25 protein-coding genes and 2 pseudogenes are annotated in these 23,985 nt (G+C 59.5%); 17 read left to right on the forward strand and 10 right to left on the reverse strand.

What is annotated here, in order from left to right; all coding sequences use genetic code 11:
• Positions 1-105: 105 nt before the first annotated feature.
• From ACSQ3J_RS15655 to ACSQ3J_RS15665, 3 genes are all read right to left on the reverse strand, one after another.
• A complete protein-coding gene (locus ACSQ3J_RS15655; protein ID WP_436039517.1) occupies positions 106-1,209 on the reverse strand; it encodes an alpha/beta hydrolase in 1,104 nt (367 codons plus the stop codon).
• A 63-nt stretch (positions 1,210-1,272) separates the two neighbouring features.
• Positions 1,273-2,352 (reverse strand): alpha/beta hydrolase, encoded by a 1,080-nt coding sequence (locus tag ACSQ3J_RS15660; protein ID WP_436039518.1) that lies wholly within the window; start codon positions 2,350-2,352, stop codon positions 1,273-1,275.
• A 120-nt stretch (positions 2,353-2,472) separates the two neighbouring features.
• Complete coding sequence (locus tag ACSQ3J_RS15665; RefSeq protein WP_436039519.1) at positions 2,473-3,366, reverse strand: LysR family transcriptional regulator; 894 nt, start codon at positions 3,364-3,366, stop codon at positions 2,473-2,475.
• Positions 3,367-3,500: 134 nt separating this feature from the next.
• Here ACSQ3J_RS15665 and ACSQ3J_RS15670 point away from each other — a divergent pair, with 134 nt between their 5' ends.
• The 16 genes and pseudogenes from ACSQ3J_RS15670 to ACSQ3J_RS15745 all read left to right on the forward strand — a co-directional run bounded on the left by ACSQ3J_RS15670 (position 3,501) and on the right by ACSQ3J_RS15745 (position 16,279).
• Entirely contained in the window at positions 3,501-4,919 is a 1,419-nt protein-coding gene (locus tag ACSQ3J_RS15670) for an MFS transporter (protein WP_436039520.1), read from the forward strand.
• Between the two features lie 35 nt (positions 4,920-4,954).
• Positions 4,955-5,944: an aldo/keto reductase gene (locus ACSQ3J_RS15675; RefSeq protein WP_436039521.1), complete on the forward strand. Its 990-nt coding sequence runs from the start codon at positions 4,955-4,957 to the stop codon at positions 5,942-5,944.
• A gap of 13 nt (positions 5,945-5,957) precedes the next feature.
• Entirely contained in the window at positions 5,958-6,839 is an 882-nt protein-coding gene (locus ACSQ3J_RS15680; RefSeq protein ID WP_244482312.1) for an FAD:protein FMN transferase, read from the forward strand.
• Between the two features lie 13 nt (positions 6,840-6,852).
• A complete protein-coding gene (locus tag ACSQ3J_RS15685) occupies positions 6,853-7,236 on the forward strand; it encodes a hypothetical protein (RefSeq protein WP_200954914.1) in 384 nt (127 codons plus the stop codon).
• A 36-nt stretch (positions 7,237-7,272) separates the two neighbouring features.
• Positions 7,273-8,121 carry a hypothetical protein gene (locus tag ACSQ3J_RS15690; protein WP_060505846.1) on the forward strand — a complete coding sequence of 283 codons (849 nt, stop codon included), beginning with the start codon at positions 7,273-7,275 and terminating at the stop codon, positions 8,119-8,121.
• Positions 8,114-8,899, forward strand: a complete 786-nt coding sequence (locus ACSQ3J_RS15695; protein WP_060511736.1) for a hypothetical protein — start codon at positions 8,114-8,116, stop codon at positions 8,897-8,899. The genes ACSQ3J_RS15690 and ACSQ3J_RS15695 overlap by 8 nt, the downstream gene beginning before the upstream one ends.
• Positions 8,900-8,967: 68 nt before the next feature.
• Positions 8,968-9,351: pseudogene (locus tag ACSQ3J_RS15700) on the forward strand (TniQ family protein); the annotation flags it as partial.
• A gap of 547 nt (positions 9,352-9,898) precedes the next feature.
• The gene (locus ACSQ3J_RS15705; protein ID WP_060505848.1) at positions 9,899-10,756 is read left to right on the forward strand and encodes a helix-turn-helix domain-containing protein; all 858 of its coding nucleotides are present in this window, start codon (positions 9,899-9,901) and stop codon (positions 10,754-10,756) included.
• 929 nt (positions 10,757-11,685) lie between these two features.
• Positions 11,686-12,026: pseudogene (locus ACSQ3J_RS15710) on the forward strand (IS66 family transposase); the annotation flags it as partial.
• Between the two features lie 68 nt (positions 12,027-12,094).
• A complete protein-coding gene (locus tag ACSQ3J_RS15715; protein ID WP_060505851.1) occupies positions 12,095-12,457 on the forward strand; it encodes an ArsR/SmtB family transcription factor in 363 nt (120 codons plus the stop codon).
• Entirely contained in the window at positions 12,445-12,885 is a 441-nt protein-coding gene (gene arsN2 / locus ACSQ3J_RS15720) for an arsenic resistance N-acetyltransferase ArsN2 (RefSeq protein WP_060505852.1), read from the forward strand. The genes ACSQ3J_RS15715 and arsN2 overlap by 13 nt, the downstream gene beginning before the upstream one ends.
• Before the next feature lie 15 nt (positions 12,886-12,900).
• Entirely contained in the window at positions 12,901-13,425 is a 525-nt protein-coding gene (locus ACSQ3J_RS15725; RefSeq protein ID WP_060505853.1) for an arsenate reductase ArsC, read from the forward strand.
• 4 nt (positions 13,426-13,429) lie between these two features.
• Positions 13,430-14,488: an ACR3 family arsenite efflux transporter gene (gene arsB, locus ACSQ3J_RS15730; RefSeq protein WP_060505854.1), complete on the forward strand. Its 1,059-nt coding sequence runs from the start codon at positions 13,430-13,432 to the stop codon at positions 14,486-14,488.
• Positions 14,489-14,490: 2 nt separating this feature from the next.
• The gene (gene arsC, locus ACSQ3J_RS15735; RefSeq protein ID WP_060505855.1) at positions 14,491-14,913 is read left to right on the forward strand and encodes an arsenate reductase (glutaredoxin); all 423 of its coding nucleotides are present in this window, start codon (positions 14,491-14,493) and stop codon (positions 14,911-14,913) included.
• A complete protein-coding gene (gene arsH, locus ACSQ3J_RS15740; protein WP_060505856.1) occupies positions 14,870-15,616 on the forward strand; it encodes an arsenical resistance protein ArsH in 747 nt (248 codons plus the stop codon). Before arsC ends, arsH begins: the two co-directional genes overlap by 44 nt.
• An 81-nt stretch (positions 15,617-15,697) precedes the next feature.
• Positions 15,698-16,279 (forward strand): cation transporter, encoded by a 582-nt coding sequence (locus ACSQ3J_RS15745; RefSeq protein WP_060505857.1) that lies wholly within the window; start codon positions 15,698-15,700, stop codon positions 16,277-16,279.
• Between the two features lie 86 nt (positions 16,280-16,365).
• Here the strand turns inward: ACSQ3J_RS15745 and ACSQ3J_RS15750 are convergent, their stop codons facing one another.
• From ACSQ3J_RS15750 to ACSQ3J_RS15760, 3 genes are read right to left on the reverse strand one after another with little or no spacing between them, the layout of a single operon-like run.
• Positions 16,366-17,172 (reverse strand): sulfite exporter TauE/SafE family protein, encoded by an 807-nt coding sequence (locus ACSQ3J_RS15750; RefSeq protein WP_060505858.1) that lies wholly within the window; start codon positions 17,170-17,172, stop codon positions 16,366-16,368.
• Positions 17,173-17,209: 37 nt separating this feature from the next.
• The gene (locus tag ACSQ3J_RS15755; protein ID WP_060505859.1) at positions 17,210-18,076 is read right to left on the reverse strand and encodes an ATP-binding protein; all 867 of its coding nucleotides are present in this window, start codon (positions 18,074-18,076) and stop codon (positions 17,210-17,212) included.
• On the reverse strand, positions 18,033-18,182 hold the full coding sequence (locus ACSQ3J_RS15760) for a hypothetical protein (RefSeq protein WP_156407483.1): 150 nt from the start codon (positions 18,180-18,182) through the stop codon (positions 18,033-18,035). Before ACSQ3J_RS15760 ends, ACSQ3J_RS15755 begins: the two co-directional genes overlap by 44 nt.
• 176 nt (positions 18,183-18,358) lie before the next feature.
• On the opposite strand from ACSQ3J_RS15760, the gene ACSQ3J_RS15765 reads away from it, so the two are divergent.
• Complete coding sequence (locus tag ACSQ3J_RS15765; RefSeq protein ID WP_156393889.1) at positions 18,359-18,535, forward strand: hypothetical protein; 177 nt, start codon at positions 18,359-18,361, stop codon at positions 18,533-18,535.
• 49 nt (positions 18,536-18,584) lie between these two features.
• Here the strand turns inward: ACSQ3J_RS15765 and ACSQ3J_RS15770 are convergent, their stop codons facing one another.
• From ACSQ3J_RS15770 to ACSQ3J_RS15785, 4 genes are all read right to left on the reverse strand, one after another.
• Entirely contained in the window at positions 18,585-19,784 is a 1,200-nt protein-coding gene (locus tag ACSQ3J_RS15770; RefSeq protein ID WP_244482314.1) for a hypothetical protein, read from the reverse strand.
• Between the two features lie 44 nt (positions 19,785-19,828).
• Positions 19,829-20,791, reverse strand: coding sequence for a DUF2950 domain-containing protein (locus ACSQ3J_RS15775; RefSeq protein WP_060505860.1), 963 nt, complete (start codon positions 20,789-20,791; stop codon positions 19,829-19,831).
• A 24-nt stretch (positions 20,792-20,815) separates the two neighbouring features.
• On the reverse strand, positions 20,816-22,174 hold the full coding sequence (locus tag ACSQ3J_RS15780; protein WP_060505861.1) for a DUF3300 domain-containing protein: 1,359 nt from the start codon (positions 22,172-22,174) through the stop codon (positions 20,816-20,818).
• Between the two features lie 376 nt (positions 22,175-22,550).
• Complete coding sequence (locus ACSQ3J_RS15785; RefSeq protein ID WP_060505862.1) at positions 22,551-23,984, reverse strand: FAD-binding oxidoreductase; 1,434 nt, start codon at positions 23,982-23,984, stop codon at positions 22,551-22,553.
• Between the last annotated feature and the right edge of the window lies 1 nt (position 23,985).

Consider the following 23,985-nt stretch of genomic DNA (forward strand, 5'->3'; position numbering starts at 1 on the left):
AGGACGATCGTTGCGACAAGAATTCTTGGGATGAGCTTGTTCAAATCTGTTTCCTCTCGACAGGTGGTCCTGCGGCCTTGGGCCGATTTTTGTGAAGGCGTGTCCTCACGTGGAGGCGAGATGGCGCTCGAAGAACGGCGCCAGCTTACCGAGAGCGGCTTCGACATATTCCGGAACCCAATAGGTCTGGATGTGCTTGGCACCCTCGATCTTGAAGAGTTCCTTGTCCCTGGTGCCGGTTGCTTTCGAAAATGCATCCTCGGTCATATAGAGCGTGTCCGCAGCGCTGCCCGCGATCATCAGCAATGGCACGTCGATCAGCGCGATCTCGTCCGTCGCATCCCAGCGCATCAAATCCATCAGGCTGCTGGTCGTATATCGGAAGGTAGAGCCAGGATGCGCATGCGTGCGCCGGTAGTATTCGTAACCCTCGCGATAGAGATCGAATGGCAAGGCGGCGATCTGCGCGTCAGTCATGTTCGCATCACCGGAATAGAGAACCTCGCCGCCGGCAGCTTCCTGGGCGCGGGCCGCTGATGCCTGCTGAAGACGCTGCTGGATAGTCCCCATCTGGCTGTCCTGGAAGCCGTTGCGACGGACACGCCCTGAGTTGAACATGCTGAGCGTCGCCAGTGCCTTGAAGCGCTTGTCGGTCTTGGCGGCCGACAGCGAGTATCCGCCACCGCCGCAGATGCCGAAAAGACCGAGGCGTGCGGTATCGACACCGGGGAACTGGCTGATGAAGTCGGCCATTCCGTGGATGTCCTCGATACGGTACTGCGGCTTGTCCGTGCTGCGCGGCGCGCCACCGCTGCCACCTTGATATGCGGCATCCGCCGTAATTGTGATGAAGCCACGTTCCGCAAGACGCTGGGCGTAGAGACCTGTCGTCTGCTCCTTCACGCCGCCGTTTGGATGCGCCAGCACGATCGTCGGATGGTTGCCTGCCTGGTCGTAATTCGCTGGTGTATAGACGTTGGCGACGATGTCGAGACCGTTGAGCTTGTACTTCACCGGATGGATGTTGACCTTGCCCGGCTCGTTTTTCGTGATGGCGCCGTCATAGACCAGCGTGAACGGATTCTGCTTGTAGTCGGCGGCGACGGCTCTGGTTGCCATGGATGACACTCCCAACATTGCACCGGAAATCACGAGAGCGGATGCTCCGAGAAACTCACGACGTCTGGTATCGATAATTTCATTGGCCATTGGCTGGCTCCTTTCCTGTCGTGGTCGACGCGCCCGAAGCGATGCCTCGAGCGCGATGACGGATCAGTCGAGCTTCTTGTCGGCCAGGAACTTGGACACCTGGTCTGCGATCTCGACGTTGTTCAGGTCGGACATCAGGAAGTGCGTGCCGCCCTTGATGCCGATGTCCGGCAGATGGACGAGCGTCGCATCGCCGCCATGCTTGTTAACGGCCTCGACCCAGAGCTTCGCCATGGCGAGGCGGACGCGCCAGTTATCCTGACCGCGCTCGGTCGTCGGTTCGACGGGGAAGTTGTCGCCATAGTAGATGACGATCGGCAGTTTCGTCAGCTTTTCGAAATCTGCTTTGGAAACAGCCTCTCCCTTGAGGGTGCCGGCGGCGCTCGGCATGTCGGCGGGAACCTCGCCTTCCGGGAAGATGAAGCCGCTGCCCGGCTCCAGCGATACGATGCCCTTGACGTTCGTGTTCTTAATCGCCGTCAGCCAGCCTGGACCACCGGACTGAGAATGCGTGAACAGGATTCCCGGTCCAGTCTTATCGAACAGCGCAGACATGGCATCGGAAATCACTCCCGCATCATAAGGCCCGGTGTTCGGCGTGACCGAGCGGAAGAACTGATCGAGTGCGGCCGGTCCCTTGTCGAACTGGACGTTCTGGTAATAGTCCGGCCACTTGCCGAGGCGGAACTGGTCGAAGAAGAGCTGGTCGTAGGGTGTCGGCTCGATCGTCGTGGCGACGGTACTGTTACCCGCGCGGCCACGGCGGGGCTGGTCGACGAGATAGGTCGAAAAACCGCGACGCAGGAAGATCGTCTGGAAGCCCTCGCGGCCATCAGGGGTCGTCTCCCAGCTCCGGGCAGACTGGAATGCTCCGTGGAGCATGACGATCGGCAAGGACTTCGCGTTCTGTGGGATCTGATAGGAGACGTAGGCGTGGTCACCATGGATCGACTGACCCTCGGCAGTCGGCGCGTTGTTGTTGTACGTGCCTGCCGTCTTCTTGACAGTGCCGCCGACTGCGAAGCTGCCCTGCTCCTGAATGACGAGCGGCTCGGGCTTCGATCCAGTCTGGGCAAAGGCGGCGCCCGCGATGAGGGTCGAGAATGCGAAGGCGGAAACAGTTCTGAAAAAGGCTTGGTGCATCTGGATCTCACAACATTAGGTTGGGAGAAAGGTAGTCGACGGCCTTCTAGCGGATTAGCCGCCTATTTCCGATTGAAGTCATTAGGCTGGCTTATTAATCACATTCAGTTCATTAGTGCGTTATCTGCGGTATCGCAACGCGTCAAGAACCAGACTGAATGCAGGTGATGCGTGCCGACGATTGGGATAGTAAAGGTGATATCCCGGAAACGGCATGCACCAGTCCTCCAGGACTCGCACAAGCCTCCCCTCGCGGATATGCTGCTGGACCAGATCCTCCGGCATGTAGGCAAGGCCCAGGCCCCGCAGGACAGCATCCATCCGCATGGCGATGTTATTGAACACGAGTTGCCCGTCTACGCGGACGTTGAGTTCGCGCCCGTCTCTCTCGAACTCCCACTGCAGGATGTTGCCATGCGTCGGCATGCGAATCTGGATGCAGTTATGCGCTGTCAGGTCCTGGGGAACTTCGGGCCATGGATTGCTCTGGAAGTAGGATGGTGATCCGACCACAGCCATCCTCATCTCGGGTCCGATCCTCACTGCAATCATGTCCTTGGCGACCTGCTCACCAAGTCGCACGCCTGCGTCGAATCTCTCAGCCACGATATCGGTCAGGCCATAATCGACGGTGATCTCGACCTTCACGTCCGGATTGTCCGGCAGAAACTTGTCGAGCGCAGGAGCGAGAACGGAGATCGCGGCATGTTCGCCCGCCGTGATGCGCACCGTCCCGGCAGGCTTGTCCCTCATCTCGGTCAGCGCCGCCAGTTCTGACTGGATTTCCTCAAACCGCGGTCCCGCTGTCAGGAGAAGACGCTCACCTGCCGCCGTCGGCGAGACCCGCCGCGTTGTCCTTGTCAGAAGCCGTATCCCCAGACGCTCCTCAAGCGCCCGCACCGTCTGGCTGAGCGCGGACTGCGATACGCCGAGTTTGACAGCGGCTTTCGTAAAGCTCTCCTCGCGCGCCACCATGACGAAAGCGACCAGATCGTTGAAGTTCTCCTGCGGCATTCATTAGGCATCCTTATAGCTTCATCCCGATTACTGCCCCTAATCGAAATGGTCGGCAAGGAATATCTTGATCCCATGGAAACAGACGCTTTGCCGTGGAGGACGGCGCTGCCAGTCCCCGAACGGAAAACGAGATGCCGGACCACCAACAGACTTCCGCTTCACCGAACAAGAACGCGATCCTTGCGATCATCCTGATCAGCTACGTGATGATCGTGCTCGATATCTCGATCGTGCTGACGGGACTGCCAAAGATCCACGCCGAGCTTGGGTTCAGCGATGCCGGTCTCTCATGGGTGTCGACCGCCTACACTCTGGCTTTCGGCGGATGCCTTCTGCTCGGGGCACGGGCCGGAGATATATTCGGTCGCAGACGGATGTTCTTCATCGGCCTCACGATCTTCTCGCTCGCGTCGCTTGCTATCGGGATATCGCAGACCCCGGCGGTCATGATTGCCGGGAGAGCCGTGCAGGGTCTGGGTTCGGCGATCCTCGCGCCATCGACGCTTGCACTTCTGCAGACCAATTTCGAAGCCGGACCTGAACGGACGCGCGCCGTATCCTACTACGCCGCCGCAGCAGGTGTGTCCGCCGCATTTGGCCTGGTGATCGGCGGGCTTCTCGCCGACTGGCTGTCATGGCGCGTAGGATTCTTCATCAACCTGCCGATCGGCATCGCCATGATGATCGCCGCGAAAAGGTTCATCCATGAGACGGATCGCAATCCCGGCACCTTCGATATCGGTGGCGCGATCGCCTCGACACTTGGCATCGTCGCGCTTGTCTACGGTGTGATCCGGTCGGCATCGACGGGATGGTCGGACGCTATGACAGAGGCATGGGTCGGCTCCGGCATCATCATGCTGATCGTGTTTGCCTTCATCGAGCGCCGCGCAAGCCAGCCGATCATGCCGTTGTCCCTATTCGCCGACCGGGAGCGCTCGGCTGCATACGGTGCCCGCGCCCTGTTCCTTGGCGCGAACGTCGGCTTCTACTTCTTTGTCGCGCAGTTTCTGCAGAGCGTCATGGGCCTGAGTTCTGCCGAGGCAGGCATCGCCTTCCTGCCGACCACCGTGGTCAATTTCATCACCGCCATGTCGGCGCCGCGTCTGATTGCGAGATACGGTGCAGGACGAGTCCTCATCACCAGTGTCGGGGCGGGGCTGCTCGGCATGATCTGGTTGAGCCTCGCCATGCAGCAGGCATCGCTCCTCGGCCTCGCCATCCCGATGATGCTGATCGGCGCGGGTCAGGGCGGTGCTCTCGGCCCGCTGACAGCATCGGGTATCGTCCGTGTTCCGTCAGAGCGTGCGGGCGCCGCCTCCGGTGTCGTCAACGTCGCCCACCAGCTCGGAAGTTCGCTCGGCCTCGGTGTCCTGGTCGCCACCGCGGCAGTTGGATCGCAGGGTCTCGAGGGTGTTGAACTTCTGGCCCAGCGCGCGAGCGTTGCGATGGAAACCGGATCGCTCCTCATCGCCGCCACCTTGATCCTCGCCATCGTGTTCATGGCTCGTCCCCGCACCCGCCCGGAGACTGCATCGACGACAGCCTGACAGAACGCGGAACCACATTTGAAAGGAAAGACACAATGAAAACCAGAAAGCTCGGAAACCTCGAAGTCTCCGCCCTCGGCCTCGGCTGCATGGGCATGAGCTCGGCCTATGGTCCCGCCGCCGACAAAGGCGAAATGATCAAGCTGATGCGCTTCGCCCATGATCAGGGCATCACCATGTTCGACACGGCGGAAGCCTACGGCCCCTTCGTCAACGAGGAGCTTGTCGGCGAGGCGTTGGCCCCGATCCGTGACAAGGTCGTCATCGCGACCAAGTTCGGCTTCGACATCGATCTCGAAACTGGCGCTCGTCGTGGTGGCACAAACAGCCGCCCGGAACATATCAAGGCCGTGGCGGAGGCATCCCTTAAGCGCCTAAAGACCGACCGCATCGACCTCTTCTACCAGCACCGCGTCGATCCGGCCGTTCCGATCGAAGATGTCGCGGGTGCGGTGAAGGGCCTGATCGCGGAAGGCAAGGTCGAGCATTTCGGTATGTCTGAAGCGGGTGTCGCAACGATTCGAAAGGCGCATACTGTCCAGCCGGTCACCGCGCTTCAAAGCGAGTATTCATTGTTCACGCGAGATCCGGAAGCGGAACTGCTTCCCGTTCTCGAAGAACTGGGGATCGGTTTCGTGCCGTTCACGCCACTCGGCGCGGGATTACTGACAGGTAAGATCGACGCGAGCACGAAATTCGATGCAACAGATTTCCGAAATCTCGTCCCGCGCTTCGACGCTGATGCTCGCGAGGCCAATCTCGCACTGGTGGCGGCGATCACGTCGATTGCCGTTGGGAACCGCACTACTCCCGCTCAGGTCGCGCTGGCCTGGTTGCTGGCGCAGAAACCCTGGATCGTGCCGATCCCCGGTACGACGAAGCAGCACCGTCTCGAAGAGAACATTGGAAGCGTCAATCTCGAAATGACCTCGGCCGACTTGGCAGAGATCGAAACCGTTCTTGCGAAATTCGAGGTTGTTGGCGAGCGACTTCCCGAAGCCGTCCTGAAAATGACGGGCCTCTGATATGGATGGCGTGTTGACCTGCCATTTCGAGTTCGATGCCATAGGCACGTCTTGGGAGATCGACACGCCTGCTCCGCTCTCTCAAGAGGTCAGGTCGCGGATACTCGACCTGATCGAGCGCTTCGACAGCGTCTATTCCCGATTCCGTGATGACTCCATCGTTTCGCGGATCGCAAATGCTCCCGAAGGTGGGACGTTCACCTTTCCGTCCGGGGCGATCCCGATGTTCGATCTCTACGATCGGCTTCACGACGCGACGGGCGGAGCGGTCGATCCGCTCGTCGGATGTGATCTCGAGCGTCTGGGATACGACGCTGGCTACTCGCTCCTTCCGGATGAAGACTCTCTTGCTTCCATGACGACCAAGCGTCCGAGCTGGTCTCGGGACCTCGTGCGGAATGAACGAACCGTGAGCACCCGCAAGCCGCTCGTGATCGATCTCGGTGCAGTCGGAAAAGGCAGGCTCGTCGATCTTGTCACCGACATTCTGACGGAAGAGGGCGTCGTTGAGTTCGTGATCGATGGCAGCGGGGACATGTGCCACCGTGGAGACGGTACCCTCACCGTCGGCCTCGAGCATCCCCATGATCCGGACATGGTGATCGGGATCGCTAACCTGAAGGATTCGTCCATCTGCGCCTCGGCGTCCAATCGCCGCCGATGGGGTCATGGTCTTCACCACGTCCTGGACGGGCGGACCGGGCGACCGACTATGAACGTCATCGCCACATGGGCGATTGCCGCCGACGCGGCAACGGCCGACGGGCTCGCGACCGCTCTCTTCTTCGATCCGCCGTCCCGGTTGATGTCGACCTTCGATTTCTCGTTCGTCCGCATGTTCGCCGACGGCCGCGCCGAAATCTCGGACAATTTCAATGGCGAAGTCTTCACTTGAGAAAGGAACAGCAATGCGAAGCCAGACACGGAAAATGCTTCTGACCACGGCACTCACGCTCGTGCTTGCCGGGGCGGCGGAGGCTGAAGGCGCGCGCAAGACGCCGTATGCCGACGGTGTCTATACCGCGACGGGCGAATACGGCGGGCAGCCGTCGCATATCACGGTCAGAGCAACCCTGAAGGACGGCATCATCACCACCGTCACCGTAACCCCGCATGCCTATGTCCCGCGCTCCCTGGAACTCCAGCGCGCCTTCGCGGCGGCCGTGCCCAAGGTCGTCGTCGGCAAGAGGATCGATGAGGTCCGGGTCCGAAAGCTTGCTGGCTCCAGCGGCACGCCCAAAGGCTTCAATGATGCCATCCGCCAGATCAGGCAGCAGGCAGCACGTGGATAAGCAGGACAAAGCCATGCCAGGCGAGAGGAGATTTCATTGTTAAACAGCATCAAGTCGGTTCTGCTCGCGTCGCTGCTGGTCCTGTCTGACATGTCGGTAGGCAGATCGGAAAGCAGGAACCTGTCTCCGACGAACACGATCGGCGACATCCTGCGACATCCGGCATTCTCAGGATACGCGCCTCGGGTCCTACCGTGGGACGATCGGCGATACGACGAGGACATGACACTCAACGGCTTGCAAAAACTGCTGCCCTATCACAGCGCCGTGGACGTGCAGACGGTTCTGGGCGGCCTCAACCGCATTATCGACGATGTCGCAGGCGGCCACCAAGTGTTCTACGACATCTATTCCGACGAGGAGAAGAGGGCCGACCCAACCAAGCAGAACACGGGTCTCTTCTTTTTCCGGGGAAAGCCAGGAGCACCGTTCGCCATCGTCTCCCCCGGCGGCGGCTTTGCCTATGTCGGATCCGTCCACGAGGGCTTCAGGGACGCGAGGACAGCGCACTACCGCGATCTTGGTGCGAGATACCTCCTTCTTTCTGAAACCACTCTTCGGCTGCCAGTCCTCAAAGACCTGAAACGGATGTGGATGCACAGGCAGGTCGAGGGGGAACATCCTCAGATGGCGGAGCTTCGGCAATGCCTCCGCAGAGCGACCTACCCGGCCACGATCGAGAGCCTCGTCCGCTCGATGCCGATCAACGGGATCTTCACCCATAGCCGCACCGAGGGCAGATCATCGGCCCGCCACGTCACCGAATGCAATCCCGTGTTCTCCGCCGTGATGCAGATGGCCATCCGAGGTGAACTCGATGTCGATCTCGCCAACAGCCTTTCGCCCTCCACCATCGTAACCAGAAGGAATGCCGCTCATGCGTGACGATATCATCTGGCAGAAGATTAAGACCTACCACGAACTGGATCTGCCACCTGATCGCGAGAACGCGCCGACGATCCAGGCGTGGGAGCTGAAGGATCGCCAGCAATTCTTCATCCTGAATCCGCGCCGAACGAAGTACGGCATCTTCTCATTCGGCGGGACCCTGCAAGCGGCAAAGGATTCCAATCCGCAGTCGGAATTCACTCATCTCGGCACCAATGACAGGATCTACCTCTCGGATTGGCAGATCAGCGAACTCGCCCGCGCCAAGCGTATCCGCCCAGTCATTGGGCCGACCGACGGGGCGAGGAATGTCCCCGGCTCGTCATTTGCCTTGAAGCCGAACCAGCGAAAAAAGGCGGTGACGAAGCTGGCCTATGCGGACGGGTTCGAGACCTTCATGCGCGAGAACGATCTTCGGTCGATGACCGATGAGCAGAAGGCGCAGGTCATCAAGAAGGTGGCCGCGGAAATCGGCGACGACAAACCACCCGGGCGATCTGGGTGGTACAAGATCATCAGGATCGCCCGCACCGGAAATCAATACGACAGGCTTGTCAGTTTTGCGGACAACGATGCGGCGAAGGGCAACCGTCGCCTCCGTTACGGGCCGACGACGAATGATGCGATCATCGATGCCGCCCAAGCGGCGGTTGCGGCGCGCGGCGACTGGAAGACAATCCGTGCTCTGCTCGAAAAATGGTCAAAGCTTGGTGGGCGCTATTACCACAGCGGCCTTCCGCGCGTTCAACGACGGGTCCTCTCACATCCTCATTGAACATCTTCGACATGTCGTCGCGACCCGGCTGGCACCCGACGACTCCCACAATTATTTCGGTTATCGCCATGCTGCATGATCAATTCCGTCTCCAGCGCATCTTCTCGAGATGGCGCGTGCGTCCGTGCTTCGGTGAAGGCGCACGCTCCTATTTCACCCGGCTCGTGATGGATGGGGAGGAACTCACTCCGCGCGACTTCGCACTCCGCAGCGACATGTACCGCGGCGGTGACCCGATCCGGCAGATCCTGAAAGCGGTGACGGATCTGCCGATCGCCGAGGAGGAGAAAGCATCTCTCGTTCGGTGGACACCGATCCCCGCAACCAGGTCGAAAAACACGACCGCCCCACCGCGGGCATCCCGTCGAAGCCTTCGATACTGCCCGGAATGTGTGAAGGAAGCGCCATATCACCGGAGTTGGTGGGATGTCCGGAGCCTGACGCGTTGCCTTTTCCACGGAAACTCGCTGCGTCTCGGTGAAGGCGATAGCTCATATCCATTCTATGGCCACCTGAAGGGCGGGCTGGGAGTCGGGCGCGGCTCTTGCCCCAACGACGGCTCCTACGATTGCTACCAGCTTCAGCGGATGGGGATTGTGGAGCCGCTGGTTCCGCGCCCCCTCCTCGACGGCATCCCGTTCGATGTCGTCGTCCACTTCGTCGAACGCATCGGTCGGTTACTGTCACAGTCGAAGGTAGTCGCCACGCCTCGCATCTCTCGGACATCCCAGGAGACGGGTTTCGAGGCACTCGGAAAGGATGTCGATCACCTCGAAAGCCGTTTTGCCGACTGGCTGGCTGCGAACAACTCTCTGGAAGAACTAAAAACAGGAAACCTGGCCAACTATGGTTGGGGTGAACATATCGGACAGTTCCTTCACGCAATAAGGGATACCGAACTGTTCCAGAATGTTAGCCTCGCCCAGATCCGCGCATGCGCCCGGCATGGAATGCTGTCGCGACGTCTGCTTACCGCCGGTCCCTCTGGGAGGTCTCGACATGACGGAAAACGGAGCCTACGGCGAGACGCTGCGGCGTACGTTCAAGACCGACACGGCACCCTCGTTTGTCGCTCGGACATTGAAGAACGCCAAAGTGGCGGTGACGGAAATCCGCTGCGACAAAGAGGACACAGGTCTCACTGAGCCGATCCCCGTCGAAGATGCGTTCCTGGTGACGATACAGCTCCGCGACGTACACTCCCATGGGCTGTTTATCGACGGCCGCCGGGTACAGACTGATTTCCTTCCTGCCGGAACAGCGAACATCTACGACCTGCGCTCCTCGCCTGTCGCCGACAGCATAAGCACGTTTCATCACCTGAGCTTCTACCTGCCGCGCGAGGCTCTTCTGGAAGTTGCAGAACGAGAAGGCCTGCCAGACGTAGACAGTTTCGATCAACATCCGGGACTGGGCGTGAAGGATGTCATCCTCCACAATCTGGCGCGGGCGATCCTTCCGTGTTTCCGGGCTCCGCGGGATTCGAACCGTCTGCTGGTGGACCACGTCAGCATTGCAGCCACGGCTCATGCGATCAAGACTTATGCTGGATGCAGGATCGGGACAACAACGATACAACGTCTGTCACGTGGTCAGGAAGCTCGAACGAAGGATCGCATCGCGGAGCATCTCGACGGCGACCTGTCCCTTTCCGAACTATCGACGGAGGTCAGCATGTCGCCGCTTGATCTAGCTGCATCCTTCGAACTGAGTGCGGGAATGACCATTCACCAATGGCGGGCCAACCTTCGAGCAGAGCGTATACGACGTCTGATCGTGCGGGGATACGATCTGCGGACGATCGACCGAATGTTGGCAGGTTGGGAATCTCATCGCCTCAGCAACGATCACGAGTAGGCCATGCCAGCAGGCTCTCCGATGTCGTCTCGATCTCTTATAAGCGAAACTTCGGGAGGGACGGATGGATGGATGAACGCGCCATTGAAAGAAGCGTAGCATCTCGCGCGCCCGGCACCGGACGATGCAGGGAATCGAGATGGACGAGAATCCTGGACCCACACCTCGGTAGCTCTTGCTCCGCCTCTATTCTGGATCTTTTCGAGGCTGAATCCTGTCATTCAACGCCTCCATCACTTCCCGCCCTGATAGCTCAGACCGTTCCATCAGGCTCGCCGCCAAGTGTTCGCAAGCGCTCCGATTCCGCTCAAGGAGCTCTTTCGCACGGTTGAGCTGGTGCTGGAGGATAGTGTTCCCGTTTGCCATGAAGGCATTAATGAATGGTGGCGTTGCGAAGATCGATGACGTTGATCATTGATTTCAGCCTTCGAAGCAAAAAGACGCTTTCTTCCAGGTTCACGTCTTCCGACCTCCTGGAGGCACCAGCTTCAAGTGCAGGGAGCAGGATCGCAATTTTCAATCCTATCAGATACTTCAGAACGACATCCTGAGGCGTGATAGTCCCTCTAATATCACACTCTCCGTGCAAGCAGAGGCCCGACCAGACATCAGCCGATCAACACTCTCGACGAACCGGACGAGATGGGATTCCTTGCTCGGACCGACCATGCTCACGTATATCTTTCGTAGTGACTGTTCGGAGAGAGAATTCTTTGCGAAATGCGCATAGTGCTCTCGCTCGTGGCTTTGGATCCCGTCACTTCGCTGTGATCCGTCGTTCCTGATGTTGTCTGATGGCATGAAACACTCTCCCTGACATAGATGATGAATCCTATCTGCATCGACTTCAATCGGTACGGCTGGGATACGTTACCACTGGAACGTTACTGCCAATAAGATCGGCATCGAGCGCATCCAGAACTTCCTGCCCCCGCCAGGCGCAGATCATGAGCCGCCAGGGCGTTGATCTCGACCGCTCAACACTCGCCGACTGGTCGGTCGGGCTGCTTTCGAACTGCGCCCAGTCTTCGACGCCTTGCTTGCCGACTTGAAGCGGTCGACGAAGCTGTTCATGGACGAGACCCGTGCGCCGGTGCTTGATCCTGGTTACCGTAAAACCAAGACCGGATACTTCTGGGCGCTGGCCCGTGATGACCGACCGTGGGACGGAGGTGCGCCGCCGGAGGTAGCCTTCACCTATGCGCCCGGTCGCGGCGGGCTACATGCCGAGCGGATATTGCAAGGATTTACAGGCATCCTTCAGGTGGATGCATCACATCGATCGCCCTGATGGCCGTTGATGCTTGACAGCGATTATATATCCGTTATTCTGGATACATGGAATCGAAAAACGCAATCGCGGCGCTGGCCGCCCTGGCGCAGACAACGAGGCTTGAAACCTTCCGTCTGCTTGTCAAAGCCGAACCGGACGGCATTCCGGCGGGCGAACTGGCGCGCAGGATGGACATCCCGCAGAACACCATGTCCGCCCACCTCGCGACATTGGCGCGGGCTGGCATCGTCAAGAGTGAAAGGCAGAGCCGCTCCATTATCTACCGGGCGGATCTCGAAGGTTTCCGCGAGCTTACGCTGTTTCTGCTCAAGGACTGCTGCGGCGGGAATGCGGAACTATGCGCTCCTCTGATTGCCGATCTCACATCCTGCTACCTGCCGGGGAGCTCGCAACCATGCGTGAATTGAAGCTAGAACCCGTTCTGGTTTCCGATGACCTTCGAGTGGCCCTGACATCGGCTGGACTGCTGGTCGACGATCTGGACGGTTCGGATCGCAGCTATTTCGCTTTGGTCGCCGCTGATCGTCGCGTGGTCGGCTACTCCGGGGTCGAGACGTGCGATGACGAGGCCGTTCTTCTTCGCTCGGTAGTGGTTCTTCCCGAGTACCGATCGAAAGGATACGGGCGGCATCTGGTTGAGTTGACCCTCGCCAAGACATCCCCCTCGGCCGAGGTCTACCTCGCCACGACGACCGCGGCATCCTTCTTCGAGCCCATTGGCTTCGCCTCCGTCCAACGCGACCAGGTGCCGCCGGCGATCCTTTCAACCCGCCAGCTCTCGGGACTCTGCCCCGCCTCTGCGACGATCATGAAACTGGAACGGCCTCCGACCTAACCACGGAACACGACCATGACCGACAAAACCTACAACGTGCTCTTCCTGTGCACGGGCAATTCCGCACGCTCAATCCTCGCCGAATCCATTCTGAATAAGGTGGGCGGCGGACGCTTCAAGGCGTTCTCCGCGGGCAGCCAGCCCAAGGGGGAAGTGAACCCGCACGCGCTGAAGGAGCTGGACGCTCTGGGCTATCCGTCGATGGGCTTCGCTTCGAAGAGCTGGGACGTGTTCGCCACGCCCGACGCTCCCGAAATGGACTTCATCTTCACCGTCTGCGATAGCGCCGCAGGCGAAGCGTGTCCGGTCTGGATCGGCCATCCGATGACTGCCCACTGGGGTGTCGAAGATCCAGCAGCGGTCGTCGGTTCCGAAGTTGAAATCCAGCGCGCCTTCGCACAGGCGGCCCGCTTCCTGAAGAACCGCATCTCCGCTTTCATCAATCTTCCGCTGGCCTCCATCGACCGCCTGGCGCTCCAGCAGCAGGTTCGCCAGATCGGTACGCTCGAGGGCGCATCCGTGAAATCCGCAAAGGCCTAATGAGATGTCCACGTTCGAACGATACCTGACCGTCTGGGTCTTTCTCTGCATCGTCGTCGGGATCGCCCTCGGCCACATGATGCCTGGCGTCTTCCACCTCATCGGCGGCGCCGAGGTGGCGAAGGTGAACATCCCAGTCGCGGTGCTGATCTGGCTGATGGTCATCCCGATGCTGTTGAAGATCGACTTCGGCTCTCTGGCCAAGGTCGGCAGCTATTGGCGCGGGATTGGCGTCACGCTCTTCGTCAACTGGGCGGTCAAGCCGTTCTCAATGGCACTGCTCGGATGGCTTTTCGTCGGATGGCTCTTCCGCCCCCTGCTCCCGGCCGATCAGATCGATTCCTACATCGCGGGTCTGATCATCCTTGCCGCCGCACCATGCACGGCCATGGTGTTCGTCTGGTCGAACCTCACCAAGGGCGAACCGCACTTCACCCTGTCTCAGGTCGCGCTGAACGACGCAATCATGATCGTCGCCTTCGCTCCGATCGTCGGGCTTCTTCTGGGACTGTCGGCGATCACCGTCCCGTGGGACACGCTGACGATCTCGGTTGTCCTCTACATCCTGATCCCTGTCGCCATCGCCCAGGGCGTGCGCAAGCTGCTCACCGCCGACGGCACCACGAGATCGCTCGACCGTCTTCTCGGTCGACTGCAGCCGCTCTCCCTGCTCGCACTGCTCGCGACCCTGATCCTGCTGTTTGGTTTCCAGGGCGAGCAGATCATCGCACAGCCGACGATTATCGGCCTGCTGGCGGTTCCGATCCTGATCCAGGTCTACTTCAACTCAGGACTGGCCTACCTGCTGAACCGGATGTCGGGCGAACAGCATTGTGTCGCTGGTCCGTCGGCGCTCATCGGGGCCAGCAATTTCTTCGAACTCGCAGTCGCCGCGGCAATCAGCCTGTTCGGCTTCCAGTCAGGTGCAGCCCTCGCCACCGTCGTCGGCGTTCTCATCGAGGTTCCGGTGATGCTGTCGGTCGTGTGGATCGTGAACCGTACGAAGGGCTGGTACGAGGCAGCGCCTGCCGTCGCCAAGAACACCGCAACCGAAAGGACCTGACGATGGACGTCAAGATCTACCACAATCCCGCCTGCGGGACTTCAAGGAACACGCTGGAGATGATCCGCAACGCTGGCATCGAGCCGACGGTGATCGAGTATCTCAAAACCCCGCCGTCGCGCGAGGAGCTGGCGAAGATGATCTCCGATGCCGGCCTTTCTGTTCGAGAGGCGATCCGGGAGAAGGGAACGCCATACGAAGAGCTTGGTCTCGACGACCCGGCGCTCACGGATGACCAGTTGCTCGATGCCATGCTGAAGCATCCGATCCTCATCAACCGGCCGTTCGTCGTCACGCCGCTCGGCACTCGCCTCAGCCGCCCGTCGGAAGTCGTGCTCGACATCCTGCCCGACACCCACAAGGGCGCCTTCACGAAGGAAGATGGCGAGCGGGTTCTCGACAAGGAGGGAAAGCGCATTGTCTGAAGGATTCCCGGCTCTCGATGAAAGTCATCTCCGCCAGCCCGATCTCGACACCCTTCGTCCGTCGTTCTCCGCGCACAAGCCTCGGATCCTGATCCTCTATGGATCGATCCGTGAGGTCTCGTACAGCCGGCTGCTCGCCCACGAATCCCGTCGCCTGCTGGAGCGTCTCGGATGCGAAGTCAGAGTATTCGATCCGAAGGGGCTTCCGCTGCCGGACGATGCACCCGTCAGCCACCCCAAGGTTCAGGAACTCAGGGAGCTGTCAGAATGGTCCGAGGGGCAGGTCTGGGTCAGCCCGGAGCGCCACGGCGCGATGACCGGCGTTATGAAGTCCCAGATCGACTGGATTCCCTTGGCGGTCGGGTCGGTTCGCCCGACGCAAAGCAAGACGCTTGCGGTGATGCAGGTATCGGGCGGCAGCCAGTCGTTCAACGCCATCGGCCAGCTTCGAATCCTCGGTCGCTGGATGCGGATGATCACCATCCCGAACCAGTCGTCGGTCGCCAAGGCGTTTCAGGAGTTCGACGCGGACGGGCGGATGAAGCCGTCGTCCTACTACGACCGCGTCGTCGACGTCTGCGAGGAGCTCGTGAAGTTCACGCTGCTGACCCGCGACGCCTCGTCGTATCTGACCGACCGCTACAGCGAACGGAAGGAGGACGCCGCCAAGCTGGAGCAGCGGGTGAAGTTGAAGTCCATCTGACGCTTCCTTGTGCTGCACCCCTTGACTGCGGTCAGAGCGGGAAGCAGAACCTGACCGACGCAGTAGCAGGAGCAACGGGTTATGGATCAAGGAATTCGGCGGATCGTACTAATCGTCGCGCTGGCGAACCTGGCATATTTCAGCATCGAATTCGTTGTTGCACTCAGAATTGGATCTGCATCGCTTTTTGCGGACAGCGCTGACTTCTTCGAGGACGCGTCCGTCAATCTGTTGATTTTCGTGGCCATGGCCTGGTCGGCAAGAAATAGGGCGCGTGCTGGCATGGCCATGGCGGTCATCCTGCTCCTTCCGGCGGTCGCGTTCCTGTGGACAGCGTGGAATAAGTTCGAAGTCCCTATTCCTCCAGAACCGTTCGCACTGGGTCTGACAGGGCTCGGGGCACTCGTCGTTAACGTATCGTGCGCCTATCTTCTGGCGGCTTACCGCAATGCCGGAGGATCGCTAACCAAGGCCGCGTTTCTATCCGCTCGCAACGATGCGTTCGCCAACGTCGCGATCATCGCGGCGGGAGCGGTCACGTTCTACCTATGGCGCTCGCCGTGGCCAGACCTCATTGTGGGCTTCGGTATAGCTTGGATGAACCTGGATGCAGCGAAGGAAGTTTGGGTGGCGGCGCACGAAGAGCATCGGGCCGTGGCGTAACGACCTAACTGACCGACCGCTACGGCGAGAGGAAGGAAGACGCCGTAAAGATCGAGAAGCGAGTGCAGTTGAAGTCGATCTGATGTCTACTTGTGTCGCCAGACCTTCACGGCGGACAGCAGAAGGATCACCGCCAAAGCCGGAAGCAGAAACGCGTTGGGCACGATGCCAAGCAGCCGCCCCCCGATGAAGGTTCCCACGATCGAGCCAGCGGCCATGACGATCAAGAACGCCTTGTTACGTCCGAGCACGGAGAAGCTCTGATCCTGGCTGTATCGGGTGAACCCCACAAGCATCGTCGGCAGGCTGACGGCAAGCGACAGCGATCCTGCCAGCTTTATGTCGACTCCGAACAGAAGCACGAGGGTCGGGATCAACAGTTCCCCGCCCGCCACTCCGAGCAACGCAGCGACGATGCCAATTCCGAAACCGGCTGCGATGCCCGCGATCAGTTGGGCAACGCCCGTCAGCAGCGGCTGCCCCGAGGTCGCGTCGTGGCCGACGATGAGAATGATCGCGATCGCGACCAACAGCGCGGAGATCACCTTGTAAAGGGTCTCCGAGCGAAGGCGGGTCGCCCATCCTGCGCCTAACCAGGCGCCCGCGAGACTGCCGGCAAGCAGATTGACCACGATCTCCCAGTGGGAGCCGATCTCGCTGAACGGAACAGTCTCGGCACGAAACGGCAGCGCAGTCGCAACGACGACCAGGCTCATGGCCTTGTTGAGGATGACTGCCTCCAGAGCGGCGAAATTGAAGATGCCGATCAGGAGAGGAAGGCGGAATTCGGCTCCGCCCAGTCCGATGAGACCGCCCAACGCACCGATGACCGCGCCACCGAAGAAGGCGGCGGGCTTGCTGCGATCCACTGGCGCATTGGCAGAACCGTCCATGCTCGTTATGTTCCCCGCGATATCACGTCGAGAAGTCTTATGCTGACAAGCCAGACCGCATGCAAGTGGTGTTCGACGGAAGAGGTGACACTAGCCCAGAATCGCTCGCATGAGCATCGTCGCGAGACCCGAAAGCGTCGACCTCGTCGATGAACAGGATTGCCGGCGCCGCATCTCTGGCTTCCTTGAAATTCTTCTGCATCGCCTTCAGGAAGTCGTTGAGGTATCCCTTCGCCTGCCACTTGGCGTACGAGGTGGCGATCAGCTTGACCCGGCATGAAGCAGCGAGGGCCCGGGCGAACATCGTCTTGCCCGTTCCGGGCGGTCCGGACAGAAGCACTCCCTTGTCGACGTCCTCCCAGGTGATCGCACCCGCGCGCCAGTCGGCGAGATCGTGCGCAAGTTCAAGGCCCCACTCCTTGGCTTCGCCGTAGCCCTCCATTTCTTCGAGACGGATATCCGAGAGCGCTTCGGGATCCTTCGTCTGCCTTGGTGCTGACGGCTCCTCCTGCGACATCTTTTCCAGAATTGCGAACACCCGCGAGATTGGCCGACCGCGTGTCATTGCAAGCTTCAGGCGCTTCCAGTTGGATTTTGCGAGGGACTCCGCCTGCTGCTCGGTGACACCGATGCCGTATGCCCAGCGAACCACGCCACGCACCAAGCGACTGTCGGGCGGCGGCACCTGGACGATTGCGTCGAGAGAGTGTCGGAGATCTGACGGGACTGCTTCTGCCGACTTGAAGAGGATGATCGTCTTCGTGTTCTGCAGCATGTCCAGCACCGACTCGATCGAGGATTCGGCCTTCTCGTCATCAAAGGCCCTAACCTGATCCCGGAAGCGGAAATCGAGTTCGCGGTCAACGAGTACGAGCGCCGCCCGGATAGCCGCCTGAGCCCGCAATGAAGCTTGCTATCCGGCCAAGCTTATCCAGCTCGACTTCGGAAAGGTTCCGGAAGACCGCAAGGGCTTCTTCCGGGGAGTAATGCTCTTCGTCAGGCTGTCCCACCTGCTCCTCCGCTTATTCTTGCTCATGTGTCGACCTCCTCCTTGATCTTCACTCTGTTTGCGCGCGGCCACGTAGATTCCGACAAAACTTTTTTCGTGTCGGAATCGTCGGCGTCGCACGCAACCAATGTGGACGAACGTGTCCTCCCAAACTCTATCAACTAGGAATCACAGACCATGACTATCGAACATCAGGAAACTGGCCGCGGCAAGAACACCGACATCGAAATCGCCGGGCTCGACCTCAACTTCCACGCTTTTGCGCTGGATATGGGGGTCACCCCGCCTTCAGTCCGCACTTACGCTAATCGCGTCCGAACTTCGGACATGCTCTCGGAGACTTTCTTCAATTAAATCAATTGGCGGAAATCCGGACTTATGTGCCGCTCTAAAATTTTGATGATCACAGCAGCAGCAACTTCTTTACCAGGTCGAACACATCCTTGAACGGTACCCGCGTCGATGCGACGATCGCGAACGGGAGAAGTGCCGCCGCTGAAACAGGGATCACTGCGGCGCGGTTCATCAGCAAGGTTGATAGCTTGCGCGTGGTATCGAACTGCTTTGAAGGATCCACGACGTCCTGAAATTGCTCGGCTTCGGCTACGTTGTTGGCAACAACGTTGAAGCCTGTAAGCTTGCGCTCCGACAGCCGATGATACTGCGTTGCCTGGGCGCCGAGAACAACCAGCGTCGCCTTCTTGAGATCGCTGAGAGGCTTGGAAAAGGCAGAAAGCGGAAAAGCGAACAGCGCCAATACGATCAGCAGCCAGCTAACCATCAAAATGGTGATGTTCGTCATCGATGCTGTTTCATGCAACAGGTTCTGGCCAACTGCGGCGGCAACGGCGCAGCTCATGCCGAAGATGAACGTGGCATAGGCGTTTGGATAATCCCCCAGAAATCCCAGACCGGCGCGGCCGTCCGGATGCGTCGAGACCAGCCGCAATTCCAGTCGCGCCAGTTTCCGCAGGAGCAGCGACCAGACGAAATGACGCCAAAGCCCGCGCATGACGAGAAACCAGAACAGGGGCATGCTGACAATGACGAACCACCAGCCCGCCAGGGTGATCGAGTTTGCTCCCGGCGCTGCTGCGACAGCCCAGCTTGACGTGTCGACCGTCAGCAGGTGCCGAAGCGCAATGCCCGCAGCGATGATTGCATTGACGAGGCAGACAGCTTCCGCGACGCGGGAATCGCGCCGCTTCAGCGCCTGATTGACGGCTTGTGCTGCTTGCGAAAGGGAAGACGGCGCAACGATCGGCGCCACCGTCACCTGCTGCAGCTTCGCCCGCAAGCGTTGCTCAACCTGTTGCTCAGCCAGCATGAACGCACCGATCGCGACGAAAAATTTCGCCCAGGCGCCCGCATCCAATAGATATGGCAGGCCGTTTGCGGCATCAAACGACAGACTGTGCGGCAGGCCGAGCAGAAGCGGCACCAACCAGGCGAGCCCGATAAAGATCACGGCACGTCTGCCAACTTGCAAGGTGCGCTCTTGCAAAAGACCGAGCCTCGACTGCAGCTCATAAAAGGGACCGCCACGGGAGGCGAGGAAATCAGCGACCGTTTCCGGTTGGTGGTCAACCTGCACATCATTCATCGAGACAGTCTCTCCGCGCATGTCTGCCATCGGGTTCAGGGAGTTCAGTCTGACGTTACGGTCCAGTTGTCATCCGGATTGAACGTGTTGATCCCTGCAGCCATCTTCGCAGTGTCAGCCCCCAGGTCTGCCTGATAGACGATGCCATTGGCATTGACCTCGAACGTATGGATACCCGTCTCGCCATAGCGGATCGGCCACGCAATCAACGCAAACCCGGCGATCATGTTGCCATTGATGATGTAGTCGAATTTACCGCCGGCAATGTTCGGGCCTTGGCTGGTCAAAATCTTGTAGTAATAGCCGAAATATCCTGCGCCCGCTTTCGCCTTGCTCAGCACCGCCTCACTTTTAAACGCGTCGCCTGCCGGGCTATCACCAACGCCGACATCCGGTGCCCAATACAGCCCGTCGGTCTTGCCATCACTGCTGATCAGTTTCTGGGCGTATTCGAGAACGCCGTCATCATCATGATCGACGGAAGAATATTCATGCTGGGCATCAACATAGGCACGCATCGTCGCAATGGCCTGCAGTTCATTCTCTCCGACACGGCGGTTAATGATTTCTTCAAACCCGGCATAGGTGTCGAACGACCACTTGCCGTCCGTTCCCTTGACAATGGGGAATGGCAGCGGCCACAGCCTCTCACCGATATCGAGGATCTTGCGGCCGTCGATATCCTGGATGACGACTTGTTTCTTTGCCCCATCGCGGATCTCGGCGTAGGTGTCCATCACCCCTTCACCCGCCTTTGCCTTTGCCGGATCAAGGCCGAGCAGCGTTGCAAGCTTGCCGAAATCATCCGCCGCGAGCGCGGCCTTGAAGGCATCGACTGCCTGCTCCGGCGTATCGAAGACAGGCGGATCATTCGGAGAGGCAAAGCTCGCAATGATACTTGCCTCGGACGGTTCTGCGGCGAAAGCTGAAACAGCAATAGATGCGTCCCCCATGAGCAGTGCGGCAAACACCGAACCCAGGAGCATGCTTTTGACTGACTTGGTCATAACGGTCTTCCTTGTCCCTGGGATTTAGCGATGACGTCCGCCGCCGCGGGGCATTTGCCGATGCCCGCCGCCGCCACGGTTACCGCCACCCATGGCCTGCCTGCCGCGATCGGACTGCATCTGCGTGCGCCGACCATTGTCGACTTGGCCGAGCGCGGATGGTTTCGCCGCCCGATTGTCAGCCCGCGCCGCAGGCTTCGGCCGCGAGACCGGGCGGTCGAAATTGGCCTTATTCTTGATGTCGCCCGCAGGCTTGTTCAGCTTGCCGCCATCCGGCTTGCGGTTCTGAACCGCCTGGCCCGGCCGGTTGCCTGCCGGGTTGCCGATCTTGTCGCGATTGATCCTGTCTGCATCGATCTTGCTGTTGCGGACATCCTTAACGCTAATGTTTCCCGGCTTGTTGCGGATATTTGCGGCACGATCGTTGCCGATCACATTGGCCTTTGCCTTGAGGTCGTTGCCGCCATCCGCCTTGATGCTGTTCCTGAAGGAGGTGTTATCCAATTTGTTGAACTGGTTTTTGTCGAACTTGATCTTGCTGCGGTCGACATTCTTCCAATCGACGTCGTTGATGTTCACCCGGCCATTGATGTTGTTGAAGCATTGGTTGCAATCAATGTCGACGTCACCTTTCCAACGGCCGCCCCAGACACCCCAGTCGTCCCAGTCGACCACGGAGGCCCAGATTGCCCCCGTAACAGCACCTGCGAAAAAAGTGGCTGTCGGGTAGTAGTAGTTCGGATAGGGATCGGGATAATAACTGATGGGAGCTGCGGCATAGCCCGGCTCATACAGCATCTCGGGCGCATATTGCGGGACGTAGACCTTTTCCGGGTTGGCGGAGACGATAACGACTTTGTCATTCTCCTCACTCACCTTGATCTTGTCGTCACTCTTGATGATGCCGTTAGCGACCGCCTTGTCGCGTAGTTGCTGGATGGCGATCAGCACATCCTTCTGCTGATAGGACAGCGCCCCGCCCAACGACTGTGTCCAGTCCAGATCTTCGCTCATCATCTTGACGATATCGGGATAATTCAGCAGCGAGACGATACTGCCGTCCCAACTCGCCTTCGGCTTGAGCTTGGCATCCTTCTTGAGGTCATCGAGGTAACGTGCCGCTTCGATGACCTGCAACGGATAGAGCGAGGCGGATGATATCACTGCGACGAGTTCATCGGGGTAAAGCGCGATGCGGGCAACCAGTACCTCAAGCTCATCTTCACTCAAGGGCGCCGGCGTATCGTCTGCCGCTGCCGCAGTGTCCGCAGAGGCAGCCTCCTGTGCCAGGGCGACGGACATGATGATGGGCGAAAAAGACAATCCAGTAAGAGCGATCAGGCATACGCCCGCTGCAAGGAGCACTCCATAAGGTCGAGGCATAATGGCAATCCCTTGTATATGTCGGACTTCTCTCAAAGATTAGACGGGCTGGCCTTCCCTGTATCATTCAACGCCTGGCACGATGAATGCAAAGCTCCGTTTATTGCCCTTGGCCGGCTGTCTGTAGTGAACGCGGTCAAAACCTAAGACCTAACCGCAGAAGATATTGAGACCTGCAATAGTTGCAACATCTTTCCTTCACTCTTGAAAAGATATTTCTATCTCGAATTTTAACAGGGAATTGCCGTGTCAGAACTGCCGTTAACGGACGGCAGGCGCAAAGAGCGGACAGCACGGCAGCCGTCGAAGAATGCAGGCTGCCGGTTGGTCGGATGAGCTGGCGCATCCACTTCAAGAAGGGAGTGTCTCCTTCAGACTACCCCGCCTGCCCTTTCGGCTTCACATTCTGGTTCAGACGAAACAGATTGTCGGGATCGTATCGCCGTTTGATCTCGCCGAGCCGCTGATAGTTGCCGCCATAGGCGGCAGCGACGCGGTCGCCCTCGTCTTCCGGCATGAAGTTGATATAGGCCGTCCCGGCAGAATGGGGTTTTGCCGCCTCGAAGAGCTGGCGCGCCCAGCCAATGCAGGCCGCGTCCATCGCCGGTTCGCGCCAGCGGGCATGCACATTCATGACGAAATGTGAGTTCCGCTGCGGGAAAGCGGTGGCATCAGCCGCGATGCGGCCAGCAGCACCACCGACATGGCCGATGAAGATTTCGCATTCCGGACCCGGAAGCTTGCGGACGGCATCGAGCAGAACAGCAATCGCTGCATCGGAAAGCTCGATGAAATCATGGCTCTTCCAATAGTTACGGGCGCCGGGTGTCAGCAGCGGATCGAATGCCTGCTGCCAGCCGGTAAACGGACTGGGGCCGACGACGTCGGCGATCGGCTTGCCAATCGAGCGTAACCGGGCGGTGGCCGCATCGGCTGATGCAGCGTCGCCGCAGTAGCATATGGCAAGGACCAGCACCTCCTTGCCATGCCACTCCTCGGGCAAAAATGGCAGCGGCGGCGCCTGCCGCATCACTACCCAGCAGGTCAGTTCGTCTGGCGCGGTTTGCAGCGCTTGCCGGTACTGCTCGAGCACTGTTTTCGCGTCGGCGAATGGATGAACGACGAGACCGGCGGTCACCTGCGGGCCAAGTTGATGGAGCTTAAATTCGAAAGCCGTGACAATACCGAAATTACCGCCGCCACCTCTCAATGCCCAGAACAGATCACTGTTTTCCGTCGCACTTGCACGCACCAGATTGCCGTCCGCGGTCACCACATCGGCAGAAACAAAACTGTCGATCGTCAGGCCGAACTTGCGCGTGATCCAGCCGAAACCACCGCCAAGCGTCAGTCCGGCAATGCCCGTCGTGGAATTGATCCCGGTCGGTATCACAAGCCCGAAGGACTGGGTTTCGCTATCGACATCAGCCAGCGTTGCTCCGGGCTCGACCCAGGCCCGTTTTGCCGCAGCATCGACGCGTACGGACTGCATCGGCGACAGGTCGATCATCAGGCCACCGTCACAGACGGCGTTGCCGGCAATATTGTGCCCACCGCCGCGCACTGCGACAAGCAGCTGATTGTCGCGGGCAAAGCGTACGGCCCGTACAACGTCCGCAGCGCCGGCGCATCGCACGATCAGGGCCGGTTTACGGTCGATCATGCCATTCCAGATGGCCCGTACGTCGTCGTAGGACGCGTCGCCGGCATCCAGCACGTCTCCGCGCTGCTGCCACGCAAACGCTTCAATGGCCGCCGCGCTTACGGTCGTCTTTCCTGCCTGCAGATTCATGAGGCTCATATCGTTCATG

The sequence above is a fragment of the Rhizobium sp. LjRoot98 genome (assembly GCF_964252935.1).
GTDB lineage: Bacteria > Pseudomonadota > Alphaproteobacteria > Rhizobiales > Rhizobiaceae > Pararhizobium.